General features: G+C 48.8%; 16 protein-coding genes and 1 riboswitch. Of the genes, 14 read left to right on the top strand and 2 right to left on the bottom strand.

The genetic code is table 11. From position 1 onward, the window contains the following. The first annotated feature begins 6 nt into the window (after positions 1-6). Together ACDE64_RS20045 and ACDE64_RS20040 are read left to right on the top strand one after the other, a co-directional pair. Positions 7-1053 carry a FecCD family ABC transporter permease gene (locus tag ACDE64_RS20045; RefSeq protein WP_411348029.1) on the top strand — a complete coding sequence of 349 codons (1047 nt, stop codon included), beginning with the start codon at positions 7-9 and terminating at the stop codon, positions 1051-1053. Further along, the gene (locus ACDE64_RS20040; RefSeq protein WP_411348028.1) at positions 1050-2048 is read left to right on the top strand and encodes a FecCD family ABC transporter permease; all 999 of its coding nucleotides are present in this window, start codon (positions 1050-1052) and stop codon (positions 2046-2048) included. The genes ACDE64_RS20045 and ACDE64_RS20040 overlap by 4 nt, the downstream gene beginning before the upstream one ends. Before the next feature lie 74 nt (positions 2049-2122). Here ACDE64_RS20040 and ACDE64_RS20035 read toward each other — a convergent pair whose 3' ends face one another. Next, a complete protein-coding gene (locus ACDE64_RS20035) occupies positions 2123-2791 on the bottom strand; it encodes a DUF1129 family protein (RefSeq protein WP_411348027.1) in 669 nt (222 codons plus the stop codon). A gap of 482 nt (positions 2792-3273) precedes the next feature. Here ACDE64_RS20035 and ACDE64_RS20030 point away from each other — a divergent pair, with 482 nt between their 5' ends. From ACDE64_RS20030 to ACDE64_RS20000, 7 genes are all read left to right on the top strand, one after another. Then, the gene (locus tag ACDE64_RS20030; protein ID WP_411348026.1) at positions 3274-4104 is read left to right on the top strand and encodes an alpha/beta hydrolase; all 831 of its coding nucleotides are present in this window, start codon (positions 3274-3276) and stop codon (positions 4102-4104) included. Positions 4105-4202: 98 nt separating this feature from the next. Continuing rightward, positions 4203-4304: riboswitch (TPP riboswitch) on the top strand. 137 nt (positions 4305-4441) lie between these two features. Beyond that, on the top strand, positions 4442-5275 hold the full coding sequence (thiM, locus tag ACDE64_RS20025) for a hydroxyethylthiazole kinase (RefSeq protein ID WP_411348025.1): 834 nt from the start codon (positions 4442-4444) through the stop codon (positions 5273-5275). 21 nt (positions 5276-5296) lie between these two features. Further along, positions 5297-6106, top strand: coding sequence for a bifunctional hydroxymethylpyrimidine kinase/phosphomethylpyrimidine kinase (gene thiD, locus ACDE64_RS20020; protein ID WP_411348024.1), 810 nt, complete (start codon positions 5297-5299; stop codon positions 6104-6106). Then, on the top strand, positions 6103-6789 hold the full coding sequence (gene thiE / locus ACDE64_RS20015) for a thiamine phosphate synthase (RefSeq protein WP_411348023.1): 687 nt from the start codon (positions 6103-6105) through the stop codon (positions 6787-6789). Before thiD ends, thiE begins: the two co-directional genes overlap by 4 nt. 186 nt (positions 6790-6975) lie before the next feature. After that, on the top strand, positions 6976-8256 hold the full coding sequence (locus tag ACDE64_RS20010) for a helix-turn-helix domain-containing protein (RefSeq protein ID WP_411348022.1): 1281 nt from the start codon (positions 6976-6978) through the stop codon (positions 8254-8256). A 393-nt stretch (positions 8257-8649) separates the two neighbouring features. Further along, positions 8650-9066 carry a hypothetical protein gene (locus ACDE64_RS20005; protein WP_411348021.1) on the top strand — a complete coding sequence of 139 codons (417 nt, stop codon included), beginning with the start codon at positions 8650-8652 and terminating at the stop codon, positions 9064-9066. Positions 9067-9170: 104 nt separating this feature from the next. Further along, positions 9171-9989, top strand: a complete 819-nt coding sequence (locus tag ACDE64_RS20000; RefSeq protein ID WP_411348020.1) for a hypothetical protein — start codon at positions 9171-9173, stop codon at positions 9987-9989. Between the two features lie 307 nt (positions 9990-10296). Here ACDE64_RS20000 and ACDE64_RS19995 read toward each other — a convergent pair whose 3' ends face one another. After that, positions 10297-10827, bottom strand: coding sequence for a DoxX family protein (locus tag ACDE64_RS19995; protein ID WP_411350353.1), 531 nt, complete (start codon positions 10825-10827; stop codon positions 10297-10299). 470 nt (positions 10828-11297) lie between these two features. Between ACDE64_RS19995 and ACDE64_RS19990 the strand changes: the two genes are divergently transcribed. The 5 genes from ACDE64_RS19990 to ACDE64_RS19970 all read left to right on the top strand — a co-directional run bounded on the left by ACDE64_RS19990 (position 11298) and on the right by ACDE64_RS19970 (position 16605). Next, on the top strand, positions 11298-12554 hold the full coding sequence (locus tag ACDE64_RS19990) for a DUF3048 domain-containing protein (RefSeq protein WP_411348019.1): 1257 nt from the start codon (positions 11298-11300) through the stop codon (positions 12552-12554). 215 nt (positions 12555-12769) lie between these two features. Beyond that, positions 12770-13384, top strand: a complete 615-nt coding sequence (locus ACDE64_RS19985; protein ID WP_411348018.1) for a DUF47 domain-containing protein — start codon at positions 12770-12772, stop codon at positions 13382-13384. A 234-nt stretch (positions 13385-13618) separates the two neighbouring features. Further along, entirely contained in the window at positions 13619-14620 is a 1002-nt protein-coding gene (locus ACDE64_RS19980; RefSeq protein ID WP_411343823.1) for an anion permease, read from the top strand. Positions 14621-14822: 202 nt separating this feature from the next. Next, on the top strand, positions 14823-15785 hold the full coding sequence (gene corA / locus ACDE64_RS19975; RefSeq protein ID WP_411350352.1) for a magnesium/cobalt transporter CorA: 963 nt from the start codon (positions 14823-14825) through the stop codon (positions 15783-15785). 529 nt (positions 15786-16314) lie between these two features. Next, positions 16315-16605, top strand: coding sequence for a YerC/YecD family TrpR-related protein (locus ACDE64_RS19970; RefSeq protein WP_188778663.1), 291 nt, complete (start codon positions 16315-16317; stop codon positions 16603-16605). Positions 16606-16607 lie beyond the last annotated feature (2 nt).

Genomic DNA, 16607 nt, shown 5'->3' with positions numbered 1-16607 from the left:
CTATACATGATGAGCAGCAGCAATCGTACCGACAGTCAGGCGAAACGGACAGGCATCTACAGCTTGCCATTGTTTTGCTTTGCAGCGGCGGGAGTGCTGCTGTTCATATTTGCCCTGTTGTCATTAATGATCGGACCAGCATGGATTGGCTGGTCAAGCATTGTCGGATATGTGTTGAATAATTCGGAAACGATCAAAGACCATGTTGTGCTGCATATTTTACGTGTACCGCGTATGCTGACAGTGCTGCTCATTGGGGCAGCGCTTGGCGTGGCAGGGTGCATCATGCAGGCACTCACGCGTAATCCGCTGGCATCACCAAGTGTATTCGGTATTCATGCAGGTGCGTCGTTTGTAATTGTACTCTGTACGATCCATTTTCCAGCAATCAATGGATTGGGATTGTCAGCGGCGGGATTCGCAGGTGGATTACTGACTGTGTTGCTGATCGTAGGCATGAGTGCTGCGATTCGCGGCGGACGTGCTGATATTCGCATGGCGCTGATCGGTGTAGTGATTCAGGCGCTGCTATCTTCATTTACACAAGGGCTGTTGATCTTCAACGAAGAATCAGCATCGCGTCTATTATTCTGGCTAGCAGGTTCGGCGGCGGGGGTGCAGTGGGATGAGGTATATGTGCTGTCCATCTGCTGTGGGATCGGCTTATTGGCAGCGATGTTTCTGGGACGTTCGTTATCCCTGATCAGTCTCGGTGAGGAGATGGCGCGTGGACTTGGACAACGAATCTGGACAGTGCGGTTGATCGGGACGCTGATTGTTGTACTGTTGGCAGGTTCGGCGGTAGCTGTTGTGGGACCGATTGGGTTTGTTGGCTTGATCGTACCGCATATCGCGCGCTATTTGTTAGGAACGGACTATCGCCGTCTATTGCCGCTTAGTGCATTGCTTGGCGCCATTCTGTTAACGATGGCAGATGTGTGCTCGCGCTTTGTGAATTTTCCGGCGGAAACACCGGTTGGTATCGTGACCGCGTTGATCGGAGCACCGTATTTTGTTTATTTGGCACGGCGCCAGAGCAGGAGGCAGGCATGAAGCGTAATGTGATGGTATTGACGATGTTGTCGCTGCTCGTTCTGCTACTAAGTCTGCTGAGTATCAAGGTAGGGGCGGTATCAATCGGCTGGCTGGATATACTGCAAGCTTTGACAGGGCGAAGCGATTCGGATCAAAGGTATATTGTGCTGCATTACCGTTTGCCACGAATTGTCGTCGCGATTCTGGTTGGCAGCGGATTGGCAGTATCGGGCTTGATCACACAGGCGTTACTACGCAATCCGCTTGCAGCACCGGATACGCTCGGCATCTCTGCCGGAGCTTCGCTAGGTGCGGTGCTGACTGTGCTAATATTGCCGCCCGGTCAGCCTGTATGGGTGACACCACTGGCGGCGCTCATTGGTGGGTTCGTCGGTGGAATGTTAGTGTACGGATTGTCGTATAGCGGTGGTATTGATCCCGTACGATTGGCGTTAGTCGGCATTGCGGTTAGCGCGTGCGGCAGTACACTTGTTCAACTGCTCGTGACTCGGTTTGCGGCGAATGCTAGTACCGTGCTGTTATGGTTAAATGGATCGCTATGGGGGCGCACTTGGGATCAGGTGATACAGTCGCTACCTATTATCGGGCTAGCGTTGCCAGTAACATGGGTACTGGCGCGGCGGCTGGATATACTGGCGCTAGGGGATGAGACGTCGCGCGGGCTTGGTTTGCGTTTGGAGCCGGTGCGATTATTGTTGTTCGGATTCGCAATTGCGCTGGCTGGCGGTTCGGTCGCAGCGGCGGGCATGATCGGATTCGCTGGTCTGGTCAGTCCACATATGGCAAGGCGACTAGTCAGCCGGGGACACCGCATATTGATTCCGGTTACAGCACTAGTCGGTGCAGCGCTTGTGCTGCTTGCCGATATGATCGGGCGTATTCTGGCACCACCGGTAGAATTTCCGGCAGGGCTAGTAACGGCGGCGATCGGAGCGCCGTATTTTCTATATTTGTTATGGCGCGAGTTCCGTCCTGCGCGTGCACGCGCATAATCAAAAAGGGCACGCTGTCACAATCTAGCGACAGCGTGCCTTTTCATCATTCATAGTATAGAAGGGATCATTCGTTAGCGGCGCATAAAGATAAACTTTTGACCTAGAATACCGATAATGCACAGGACAAGGCTAATCCACGGCGAAATGATCACGACTGGCATCACATTACGCAGATAGTTGCCGACCACGATAATAGCGACCAGAATGACCACATACGTCAATACAGAACGAGCGTTGATCTGCATACGCGGACGATCCAGATCGCTCTTTTCTACTGGCTGATTCGCTACACGCGTGACCAGCTCCACCAGCACGATCGCACCAGCGGCAACCAGTACAAGCGTCGATAGACTGATCTCGCCGACGACACCCGTGCCGCTGACGTTGATTTTGAAAAAGCCGGCAAGTGCTTGCAGTAGAAATACCCACGTAAGCGCGATCCAGACGATCATAATATAATACATCGGTTTGCTGAGTTGCCGGCGCTCCGGCAAATTCTCTATCAACTGAGTGGCATATGTGTCGGAGTCTTTGCCGAACAGCTGTAAGGCGCTCTGCTTCCGTTTCTGTGCATCCAGTAGATGCTGTCCCATTTCCAGCAGCAATTCTTCGCCGGACTGGCGCTCGATCCGGGCATCTCGAACATAGACGATCACATCATCATAATAGTTCAGATTTTCCGTATTGAGCTGATCCCGGATCACATTGATGTCTTTGACCAAATGACGCACTGTACTCATAGCTGTTCCTCCATTTCTCGCTAGATTTTATGATAGTTAAACCGCCTGTCGTCTGACAGTGAATGTTACGGACGAACATGCGGATCATACCTGATATGCAGGATATGTATATTCACTATTACCCGGAATACACGGGATATGTCGCAGGTTATGATGCCATGCGCAGGGCGCTCTGCATCTGATACATATAGCGCTTGCAATCGTACTTGCACGCATGTACCGATCAACCCGGAAACCACTATTTTGCCACACTTTCGCAAGATTGACAATTCACTCGGCAAAATGATATTATAGGAATATAAATAAAACTTACTAAACATATCGGAATTATTTAATTTTAAATGAAATTGTCCATTTGGTTTGCACTTTGCGTTGTGTAGCTGACATGTAGATGGACAGATCTAACAATAGAGGAAATGGATATCGGAGCGCTGATGAAGCCATGCCTCATGCAGCAACCATACAGACAAGGAGGAATTACCATGGAACGGAATATTACGATTCGTCATCATGATGTAGATCTGGCAGCCAGTATTCATTACCCGGCGCAGGAGCACAAGTCGGAAGGCAAGGGTAAAGGGCGAACACCGCTGGTCGTGATCTGCCACGGGTTTATCGGCAATCGGATCGGTACAGATCGCCTGTTTGTCAACAGTGCGCGCGAACTGGCAGCAGACGGATACATGGTTGTTCGTTTTGACTATGCGGGTTGCGGTGAGAGTGGTGGTCAATATGGTCAACAGGGCATTGAGTCCATGGTTGAGCAGACGCGTACCGTATTGGATTATGTCGTCAACTGCAATGATATTGATCCAACGCGTGTAACGTTGCTCGGTCACAGTCTGGGTGGTGCGGTAGCGCTGCTGACTGCGGTGCGGGATCGCCGTGTGAATCATTTGGTGCTCTGGTCGGCGGTTGGTCATCCATTTAACGATATTGTCAAAATCGTCGGTCGCGAAACGTATGAGCAGGCGGTCATTCAAGGGGAAGCAGATCATCAGAGCTATACGTTCACGCCGGCTTATTTTGAATCGTTGGGCAACTTCCAACCGTTCCAAGAAGCACGCCGGTTTACTGGCGATGTGCTGGTCGTGCATGGCACAGGCGACGATGTGATTCCGGTCGACTATTCGTTCCTATACCAAAAGGAATTTTGGACACGGACGGAAGGTCGCTGTGATAAGCAGATTATTTTTCAGGCAGACCATACGTACTCATCCGGTCCGCATCGACGCGAACTGCTGGATCATACGCGCCAATGGCTTGCCGAGCGCGAAGCGGCACAGACACAGTGGCAGCACTGGATGATCTGAGTATCGTACACCGATCCTTTTTTGCCAAATGATCATGAGCGTGATATGGTAAACATGCAACAACTAGTATAGGCACAATCAAACTGTATAGGTTATACGCATTTCACTAGGGGAGCCTGACGGCTGAGACGGAATATTGTTCCGGACCCTTGGAACCTGATCTGGATGATACCAGCGGAGGGAAGTGGAACATCGATTCGTTCATGCAACAGACAGCCATTGTGATCATAACATGGCGGTTTCTAGTGAAAGGATACGACCCACCTGTCTCCTACGGGAGAACGGTGGGTCTTTTTGCGTTTGTTTGTATTGTAAACCATCTGAAGGAGGAAATAGAATGTCTTTTTTGCGAACGGTACGGGAGCGTCAGCCGCTTGTTCACAATATTACCAATGTTGTCGTTACGAACTTTACTGCGAATGGATTGCTGGCGCTGGGCGCCTCGCCATTTATGGCATTTGCACATGAGGAAGTAGAGGATGTAGCAGCGATGGCAGGAGCCGTCATGCTCAATATCGGTACGCTTGATCCGTATGTCGTGCAGTCGATTTTGTTAGCAGGCAAAGCGGCGAATCATGCCGGTGTACCGGTAGTATTCGATCCGGTAGGTGCCGGAGCGACGCCCTACCGCACCGCTTCTGCTCAGCAAATTACGGAAGAAGTGCGCGTCGATATTGTGCGCGGCAATGTGGCGGAAGTTGCCAACGTCATTGGAGAAGCGTGGCAGATCAAAGGCGTCGATGCAGGCGGCGGAGATGGCGACCGCGTACAACTGGCAATTCGGGCGGCGCGCCAGTTGCACTGCATCGTGGTCATTACAGGTGCTGAGGATCTGGTGACAGATGGGGATCAAGTGTATGGCATCGCCAACGGTCATCCTCTGCTCACACAGGTCACAGGAGCAGGTTGTCTACTTAGCTCGGTTGTGTCTGCATTTGCTGCGGTTACGGATGGAAGTCGGGCGCAATTGTTGCAGTCGTCGGTAGCGGCGTTGACCTTTTACGGAGTAGCTGCGGAGCTGGCGGCGGAACGTGCCGGGCAGCATGGAACGGGTAGTTTTCAGATCGAGCTGTTAAATATGTTAGGTACGGTTACGCCGGAGCAAGTACAGCAGCGGGCGCGTATGACTCAGAAATCAGACATTCATCAGCCAGATCATCATCTATCTTGAACAGAAAGGAGAGAATATACGATGCGTATTCATCAGGCATTAACGATTGCTGGCTCGGATAGCGGCGGCGGTGCAGGCATTCAGGCAGATCTGAAAACATTTCAGGAGCTAGGAGTATACGGTATGTCCGTAGTGACCGCTGTTACCGCGCAAAATACTGCCGGCGTACAGGGCGTATATCCTGTTGAGCAGCAAGGTGTGGTCGCGCAGCTGCATTCCATCGGCGACGATCTACAGCCGGATGCGGTGAAGACCGGCATGTTATTCAGCGCTGACATTATTCGCGAAGTGGCAGCAGCCGTGCGACAGTATGAGTGGAGCAAGCTGGTAATCGATCCCGTGATGGTGGCAAAGGGCGGTTCCGTACTGCTGCAACAACAGGCGATGCAAGCGCTCATTCAGGAGCTATTGCCGCTGGCGGCAGTCATCACGCCCAATGTACCGGAAGCGGAACTCTTAACGGGTAACACCATCCGCACACTAAGCGAACGCGAACAGGCGGCGCGGCAACTTGTTCAGATGGGCGCTCGTGCCGCCGTTATCAAAGGCGGGCATGATACATCCACCGCGCAAGCAGTCGATGTACTGTTCGACGGTACGCAATTTCATTATGTAGAGCGTCCGCGTGTAGACACTCCGCATACGCATGGCACGGGCTGTACCTATTCCGCAGCTATGACCGCTGAATTAGCCAAAGGCAACGGATTGCTGGAAGCAGTACAAACCGCCAAAGCATTCGTGCATGCAGCAATCGAAGACGGATTGGGCATCGGCTCCGTACACGGACCGACCAATCATTTTGCCTATCGAAAAAGGGGTGCTGTACGATGAATCATCTACCATCCAGCGGTACGACAACACGCATACAATGGATACGTGAACGCTTGCCTCTTTATCTCGTCATGGGCAGTGTGAATTGCAAGCATACGCCAGAGCAGGTACTGGAGCAGGCGATTGCCGGTGGCGTTACGCTATTTCAATACCGGGAAAAGGGCATACAAGCGCTGCACGGCTCAGCATATGTGAAGCTGGCACGGCGTTTGCAGGATATTTGCCGGAAGCATCAGGTGCCGTTTATCGTGAATGACGATCTGGAGCTGGCATTGGAGCTGGATGCGGATGGGCTGCATGTCGGACAGGACGACGCCCCGGCAGAATGGATACGTGAGCGCCTCGGTCCTGACAAAATTGTCGGCGTATCGTCCCATTCACTAGTCGAAGCCAGCCGCGCCATCGCCGCGGGAGCAGACTATCTGGGCATCGGTCCGATCTATCCCACCACATCCAAAGACGATGCAGAGCCAGTACGCGGCACAGAAGTTATCCAGCAATTACGCCACTCTGGACTGACTATCCCACTGGTCGGCATCGGCGGCATTCACGAACATAATGCTGCGCCGGTATTAATCGACGGTGCCGATGGTGTCGCGGTCATCTCCGCCATTGCTGCGTCTGACGAGCCTTCAACCGCAGCACAGCATTTGAAAAAAGTGATCATGGAACACTTAGGTTGAAGGTTATTCCGCATCGTTTGAGTTGCTGTGTGCATTTGCCTATAATGGGATTGAAAATCTCCTGTGTGTATACGAGCTGCGTATGATCCTACTGAAATATAGAGTAACTGTTCATCAATGTAGAGATCGAATCAACATATGCACACAGGAGAGCATACGCAAGCGATGCCGGAAGGAGCAATCTGTATGCTAAAAGAACGAATACAATACCTCTGCGATAAGAAGCAATTGTCCCGCAAGGAGTTAACTGACGGCTTGGTGACACAGGCGCACTTTTCCAATATTTTGGCGGGGCGTTATCCGCTACCGGATGATCTGGCACAAGCTGTAGCACAGCGTCTTGGCGTAGAGACGGACTATATTACACAGACGGACAACACTGAGGAGCATATTTTACGAGAAGCACAGCGAATTGTGGACATGTTGTCGGCACAGGCTTCATCCATTTCGGAGCAGAGCGTGAATGTTCTGCCGGATCGGCATCCAGCGCTGACTGTGGAGTTGACAACCGCACTCATGAAGGCGACCTACTATCAGCAGTTGAACGATCAGGATGCGTATCGGTATGTACATCAGTCCTATTTGAACGTATATCTGGAGCACTTCGGACGGCAAGATCATATTCAATTGCCGACACCGCTACGTCAAGCATTGCTTTTTTATAAAATCCAGCACTTCCGTTCGCTCGGGCAATATCATGATGTGCTACACCAATTGGAATTGTGGCTACCATTGCTGGCACATGGCAGCGAAACATGGTTGACGGCACAGCAGATTCGCCTTGAAGCTTATGTACATACGCGGCAATTGGAACAAGCCAAAGCTTCTTTTGAAACGATCACCTCACATATCTACCAACAACGCATGTTTCATCGGTTATCCGGTTTGTATGTGCTGTATAGCGGATATTGCTTTTCGATGGAGTGGACACAGGAAGCGTTAACCGCCCTATCTATGGCGGAAGCGCATCTCGTACATACACAGCAGCAGAGCGATACGCTAAGCGCCATTATGAACAATCGCATTATTATGCTCACCCGCAGTGGGGAATGGTCGCAGGCAGAGCAAGAGATTGATAACTTTCAAAGTATCGTGCAGATGCAGCCGCAAGAAGTCCAGCAGCAGTGGGAGCCGACGTTGCTGATCTATCGCTGCGATATCGCTTGGACGCGTCAGAGCTGGGGCAAGCTGGTGGAGCTACTGGATATGCTGCGTGCATGTACATTGACCGCCGATCAGCAGATGTCGCTATGCTTTTATGAAAGTCAGCTATCGCTATCCGCCGGGCAAAATGAGTCGTTTGCTGAGCAGGCGCTGCAATGTTTGCCGTATTTTGAACAGATTCGTCAGCAGGAGAGATTGAGTGTGCTGTATGAAGGATTAGCGACGGTGGCGGAGGAGCAGCGACGATACAAGGATGCAGCACTTTATTATCGCAAGCTAGTCTATGTGCTGCGTCGCGCTTGATGATGGAGGATGGAATGTTTAGAAATGGAATGTGAGAGAACGAAAGGTGGAGAATTAGATGCAATCAAGTGAAATTATGTTGCTCAACCACTGTTATATTCGCCCAAACAAGCAATATCAACGCAATCCACGCTCCTATAAACGACGGATTCTCCGTATTTATTTGCAAAAAAGCACCCATTCTCCGCACAGTCCTATCATTTTGTGTGACTCAAGCAGGCATTTTGCCTGCTTTTTTGTATGTTCTCAAACGTATTGTAGCAGTCAATCACCCTTTCTATAATGAAAGTAAGCCATAGGAATGCAGGAGTGAACCAATTGATATGTTCTTTGCCCATTCATCTCGAATCAACCCACACTATACCATTTGAACGTTAAAGGAGAATATGATCCATGATGAAATTTTTTAAAAAGAAAGCTGATTCTAACGACCGATTGCAGCAGGCAGATCAGGCGTTAAACAAAGGCTTGAGCGGTATGCTTATCAAAGGGCTGATTCCTCAGGAACATCGTCAGCATATGAACGCTGGGCTGGAAGCCGCCAAGCAGCGACAATGTGCATCATCCGGTCAGGTAGCAATAACCGCAATGGCAACCGTCGTATCTGTCACAGATACGGGCAAACTGGTCAATTTTGATCCGATTGTGGTCTTGTCGCTGAATGTAGTTGAGAATTGTGGTGACCGTTATTCCCATACTATGGAGACGCTCGTACCAAAGATGCAAATCCCGCGTCCCGGCGATGTGATCGGGCTTGGCACTCACCCCGCGCATCCATCTTCATTTATCTATATGGGACCACTTGACTGAATGCTATTACGGGTATATTCCATTGCAACGAATAACGAATAACGAATAACGAATAACGAATAACGAATAACGAATAAATTTTGCTGTGAAATGAGGAATGAATAATGATTAAAATTCTGACAACAACGGGTATACTATGTTTGATGGCGGTGTTATTCCTACCACTCTATGCTAATTTCACTGGCGGAGACGCGTTCTCCATTATTGATACCTCATGGTACAAGCCGCTACTATACACCGGCTTCGGACTGGTATGTATCCCACCTATTCTGAGTACCATATTCAGTCTGCGCACGGTTACATCCGGCGAACCGGCGGTCGGTCTGATCCGACACATTCAGCAAACGGGCACATACATCAATGAGCAACCACAGTTACTGATCGAAGTGATGGTCACACGTCATGGACAGGAGCCTTACCCAGCATCGTTCAAAGCCATCATCCCGCAAACGGCTATGCCACAATTCCAGCCGGGTAGTGTCATTCCACTACTAGTCTCTGCCAAGCATCCATCTCAGGTCGGTCTGGATCGCAATGGTCAAGTGTCGCAGTACGATATGCAGTCCTTGCTCAATGAACAGATGATTCGGCAAGGAGTAGACCCGAAAACGATAGAGATTGCACGTCATGGTGAACAGCTGTATGCCAAAGTACTGGACGTTGTGCACCTTGGCAACACTCATAATGGCAAGCTTTCCTTACAATTCACACTGAGCCTAACTAGATCCAACGGCGAAACACGCACCATCCATACGCAAAAAGATATTTTCGAAAGTAATCTCTCACAACTACAACAAGGGCATATCATCCGTGTGATGTATTCCGAGCAATGCCCGGATGACGTAGCCTTGATGCTATCAACGGGCGAGCAAGATCTGCAACGCGCGTTTGGTGGAATGGACGCAACGACAAAGAGAGGATAATCACCTCAAGTTCATTTGCATATAAAATAGCCAGTCTCGTCTAAGCAGCATATCCGCCTACACGAGACTGGCTATTGTTATCATCTGATTCCGACGCTACATCTGATTTACGGCAAATACACGCCGGAACATCGTTGTCGTAACGGAGCATCGTTGTCATACAAGGAACGTTTGCAATGGAAGGGTATGTGTAACGCTCAATTGGTAATCCCTGCGATGGATTCCTCTTGCCCCATACCTGATTCCGTACATACACAGCCTATTCTTCTACACGCTATCGAACTCTGCACACAGTGCGCAAATTCAGTTAGATCGCGTTATGCTTCGGCGTATTGGGCGTTCCATCGCCGTGGTTAGGTTGGCGTTTGAAAATATGTGTTCTCAGATAAGGCAGTACCCAGCGATCCAGACCGATTTTACCAGCATTGGCACCCGCAACGACGATGAAGATTTCGAGCAGGATCAGGTAAGGATTCGTGCTGATCGTACCCGAGAACAGGAAGGCAAAGTTCATCACCATACCCATCAGAGCTGCGACGGTTGTAAATGTACCAAGGATCAGACCAAGACCAACGAGGAACTCACCACACGGTACAAGTATGTTGAATAATCCGACATTTGGCAGGGCAAAGTGTTCTAGGAAGCCTGCCCATGCTGCTTTCACGACTGGCTTTTCCCCGGTGCTTAATGCAATCGCATTTGTCAGGAATCCACTAGCATCGAATCCGCCAGTCAATTTGCCCCAGCCGCCTTCAATCCATTGAAAGCCGACATAAATACGAAGAACGGTTAACAACCACATTGCAATTTTGTTTTGTCTGAGCCATGTGTTCATGATTCATACACCCCTTAATCAATTTGTAATGATCATCTCTTTCATGACTTTATTTTAAAACATGATTAAAATTTAATATGTAACAAAAATCACAATCAAGCTTATTTTTTAATATTCTTATATTAAGTCATTGTAAAGCGTAGTAATTTACATATAAATTCCAGAAATATATCGGATACCGTTCCGCTAGCGAATCAGCTATGTATATAATGAGCTTATTATATGAAGCAGAAGAATACATAGTTGCACGTTTACAGGTTCGTTTAAGCTTCATATGTCATATTAGATTCAGAACCAATATGCACATTCATTCCCTTCTGTCCATGATTCCTGTTCATGCGAAGTTCATCCGGCTCTGCTACGCTGACTATACAGCGCTGAGCGAAAAGGATATACATGGCAGATTATACGAAGCATTGCAGCAAGAAGGAATGAATACGAGTATGGCGGTTCTGCTATTCAAGGAGGAACTGATGAACGCATTGTCATCCCTGAAAAGAAGCTGCTGGTGCTGTATCATGGTGCTTGCCGCTGTACTTACAGCGTGCCAGTCGGAAGAAGCAGCGCAGCCTGCGCCACCAGCCGTATCCGTACCAGAGCAAACACCGTCAACCGAGCCGATCCCGGAAGAACCTGTTCAGCAGCCTGCATATACTGCACCGTTAACCGGGTTGGATGTGGAGCAGCCGGATGATGCACGTCCGATTGCGGTAATGATTAACAATGCGCTTGCCGCGCGTCCACAATCTGGATTAGCACAGGCGGATATGGTGTACGAGGTGCTGGCAGAAGGCGGGATTACGCGGCTGATCGCTGTGTATCAGAGTTATCATGGTGACGTCACGATCGGTCCGGTACGCAGTATTCGTCCGTATTTGATTCATATCGGCGATACGCTTCATGCCTTGCTAGTACATGCTGGTGGCAGTACGGACGCTTATTCTATTTTGCAGCGTGATGATACAGAGCATCTGGACGAGATCACCAATGCCAGCGCTCCCTTCTGGCGCGATTCCAGTCGCAAGGCTCCGCATAATCTGTACACAAATGAAGTCAAACTACGGGAAGCCGCACAGAAAAAAGGCTATGCCGAAACGGTAACTTTGCCGACATTTTCCTTTGTGCATGGAGCAGAGCAATCCGCAACATCATCAACCGATACCGGGGATTCTGGTGCAACGGATGCTGCAATAACGCCGCCAACAGATGCCATGGATTCCAATACGGCAGGCACTGCTACAGAAATGTCTGATCCAACGGTAAGCAACACTAGTCCTGCTGGTGAACGAAGTGCATATACTGCGCGCGAACAAGCAACTACGATCGAACTACGCTTCCTGCTCGACAGCTACAAGGTTGGTTATCTCTACAATGAAGCAACTGGTTTGTACAAACGTCAGATGAATGGTGAGGATCATATCGATCTCAATACCGGTAAGGTGCTTACCGCCGCCAATGTACTCATGCTGGGCGGAGACTACAAAGTACTCGACGATGTCGGTCGGCTCAGTCTGGATATGAATTCTGGTGGGGAGGCGATTTTATTTCAACAAGGCAATATGATTTCGGGACAATGGAGTCGCAAATCCGGCGATGTTATCCGCTTTTATCAGGATGGCAAAGAAGTGCCATTTGTGCCCGGAGTGACCTACTATAACATTGTGCCGAACAGCGGCTCATTTAACAGTCATCTTACAATTGATGGTGAAAAAATGGATGGAAATGGATGAAATATCCATTTTAAGTGTAATGTATAGGGTAGACGTCGAATGTTGTATGATTTTTGTATGATAATTATGCATGATTTTATAAGCTATTCTTTACAAAATGGTGTACGGATTGATAAGATAACAAAGGTTGCTATCAGAGCCAAATTTGCGTTTGATGCGTTTAAAATGCATTTTGCCGACAAGTTTCGGCACAATTGTGAAAAGGGGTTAGAGGAATGCGTATTAAAAAGAAGGATATCTTTTTTGAGACGCTGGAGAATATGGCGGATACGATTGTACAGGCCGCAGATTACTTCGCTGAACAAGTTGCGGGTCTGAACAATATCCAGCAATTCACCAAAACGATGAAAGATTACGAGAATCAGTGCGACACTTACACGCATACGATCATTACCGAGCTGAACAAAACATTCATTACACCGCTGGAACGTGACGATATTATGGATCTCACGACGACGATGGATGATGTAATCGACGGCATGGAAGCTTGTGCTTCCCGTTTTGATATGTATCACCTGAGTGAGCCTGACCAATATATTAACCGTTTTGCAGAGATTCTGCGCGAGTGTGCGTATGAGATGCAAAAAGCGATTCACTTGCTTTCCCAGAAAAAACTGCTGGCAATCCGCGAGCATACGATTCGTTTGAACGATCTGGAGAACCAAGGCGATGACGTAATGCGTGAATGTATCAAAGAACTGTTCGCTAACGTCAAAGACCCGATCGAACTGATCAAACGCAAAGAAATCTACGAGCGCTTGGAAACGACAACCGACGCCTGTGAAGATGTAGCTAACATGCTGGAATCCATCATCATGAGCAACTCCTGATCATGAATGGAAAATCGAACCGACCTGTACAAGAGTGGTTCGTTTTTCGTTTGCCGCTGGAACGGTGTATACTGCTCCCGTTGTGCTAAACGTGATCATCAGCATTGCAGTTTAAACGAACCATTACAGACATGATGATTTTGCGGAATGGGCAAAATCTCACGATAATTAAGGAGGTAGGATCATTCGGTTCCCGTGGATAGGAGTGGGAGCACAACCGAATGATGAATAAATATGGTAGAAACCTCATTATGGGTATTAGGCATTGTCGTATTCCTGGCGCTCGCCTTTGACTTTATCAACGGCTTCCACGATACGGCGAATGCGATTGCCACATCGGTATCGACTCGCGCATTGCCACCACGTACCGCCATTCTAATGGCGGCAGTGATGAACTTTGTCGGTGCGATTACCTTTACTGGCGTTGCCAAAACGATTGGTGGTAGTGTAGCCGATCCGACCAAGCTGGACAACGGGATTCAGATCGTAATCGCGACCTTGATCGCGGCGATCATCTGGAACCTGGCGACCTGGTTGTTCGGTATTCCGTCTTCTTCCTCTCACGCATTGATCGGTGCGCTGGCTGGAGCGGTACTCGTTGGAGCGGGTTCCGATTCGGTCAATTGGAGCGGATTCGGTACGATCGTTGAAGGTTTGTTGTTGTCGCCATTGATCGCATTTGTGATGGGTTTTATCGTCATGTATATTCTGAAATGGATCTTCGCCAAGCGTAGCCCGCATACGGTCAACAAAGGCTTCCGTACGATGCAGATTCTGACCGCAGCACTACAGTCATTCTCGCACGGTACGAATGATGCGCAGAAGGCAATGGGGATCATTACGTTCGCGCTGGTTGCTGCCGGTGTGCAGGATCATCTGGAAGTCCCTTTATGGGTGAAAATCTCTGCTGCAACCGCGATGGCACTCGGTACATCGGTTGGTGGTTGGAAAATCATCAAAACAATGGGTACGAAAATTTTCAAAATCGAACCGATTAACGGTTTTGCCGCAGATGCAACGTCCGCAACGGTTATCTTCACTGCGACACTGACTCATTTGCCAGTCAGTACAACGCATGCTGTAACTTCCGCCATTCTCGGTGTCGGTGCTGCCAAGCGTTTCCGTGAAGTGAAGTGGGGACTTGCTGGTCGGATCGTAATCGCGTGGATTGTGACCATTCCGGTCGCTGCCGGTTTGTCCGGTCTGATCTATCTCTTGCTGTTCAAACTGTTCTAATCACATCCTTGCATAAGCTATCATCCTCTGTCTGACTTCTGGTGAGTGGTCAGTCAGACAGGCGATGATACGTATACCATTCCGCCGTTGCTCTGTGACGGCGGTTTTTTATGCGCTGTGGCGCCAGACTATGTGCTGCATATCCAGTTGTGATATACTCGCGGAAGATTAGCGATTCTTGTAGGAAATGAGGATGAGCCGGTTGATACGCATACTTGGCATCACACCAGAACATACTATTGTGGAGCATGTGCCACTGGAAGATATTCATCATGAGAAATATGCTTGGTGCTGGGTCGATTTTGATCGACCGACAGAAGAAGAGTCGGAGCTACTAAGCACCTTTTTTCATTTTCACCCGCTGGCAGTAGAGGATTGTATGCACCTGCTGCAACGTCCCAAGATGGATTACTACGGGGATGTCCAATTTCTCGTTTTGCATAAAGTACAGCGCGATACATTGAATGCTGAGGAAGTCGATCTGTTCATTAGCGATCGTCTGATTGTCTCGTTTCATCATGAGCAGCATCAAGAAGTTGATACTGCATGGCAACGCGTGCTGAGCTACCATGATGGCAAACGCCCCAAATGGCTGCGCGGACCGATTGCTGTCGCCTATATGATTATCGATAAAATCGTCGATGAATATTTTCCATGCGTATTCGATATTGAGGATGAATTGGATGCGCTGGAGAAACTCGGTCCGAATGAAGCGGTGGATGAGCTGCTCAATCAGGTGTTCGCCCTGCGCTCACGACTGCTCAAGCTGCGCCGGACGATTGTACCGATGCGCGATCTGATGTACCGGATTATTAACTCCCAGCATATTCAGAAGGTCGACGAGCATCATTCGTATTTTGGCGATATTTACGATCATTTGCTCAAGCTGTCCGATATGATCGAGTCGGATCGTGAGATGACGTCGGATTTGCGGGATAGTTATATTTCGCTCAATTCCAATCGGATGAATGGCATTATGAAGACATTGACCGTGATTACGACCGTATTCATGCCGTTGACGTTGATCGCGGGCATTTACGGAATGAACTTCGACAATATGCCGGAGCTGCATTGGAAATACGGCTATTTTGCTATATTGTTCCTCATGCTAATACTGGGCGGCGGGATGATGCTGCTGTTCACACGGCGAGGCTGGTTTAAATAACGGCAACAAGCTGAAGTACAGAATGGACGGATATCGAATACAAATGCCAGATAAAGATGGCAATATGGAAATGCAGCGTATGTATATGTCATAGAATGTTTCTATTTTACATGTTGTGAACCAAGACAAGATCAATGACCGAATGGACATCAGTATGATGATGGATGTTGCTATAGAGTGACGCTCGGTTTTCATGATGCTTCTGTACGCTCAACTATTTTCAAAATAATAGCACTGTCTATCATATGAGGACAGAGGTCGGTAAATCGTTGATTGCCGCATTTCCCGACAGACCTTTGTTATCAGCCGCTAGATAGGGAACGGTGCATTTTTTGCTGTCCTGCTGAAAAGGACAACGAATATTGAAAAGAATAATCATATTTTCATACGCGTTCTTGGCTTTACTGCGGCACAGCCAAACTATTCCGGCGTTGTTATTCTGCAACACTGTACATCGTTAACGCTTGAAAAAACAAATGGGAATCTATACAATGAAGGTACATTAACCGTAGTAGGGGATGATCTAATCGTGCAACTTAAAAAACTTGATGATAAAAGCGTAGATCAATTATTCGAAGCGATTCTGACGCTCAAAAATTTGGAAGAATGCTATATATTTTTCGATGACCTGTGCACTGTAAACGAAATTCAATCTCTGTCTCAGCGTCTTGAAGTCGCTCGCATGCTTGGCAAAGGTGCAACGTACAACCAGATCGAAGCGGAAACCGGCGCAAGCACGGCAACCATTTCGCGTGTAAAACGCTGCCTGAACTATGGCAACGACGGCTACAAAATGACGCTGGAGCGTCTGGGACGATAACG

The sequence above is a fragment of the Paenibacillus sp. WLX2291 genome, from assembly GCF_046603665.1.
Lineage (GTDB): Bacteria > Bacillota > Bacilli > Paenibacillales > Paenibacillaceae > Saccharibacillus.
The sequence above is the reverse complement of the archived record's forward strand: the minus strand, read 5'-3'. Positions and strand labels throughout refer to the sequence as shown.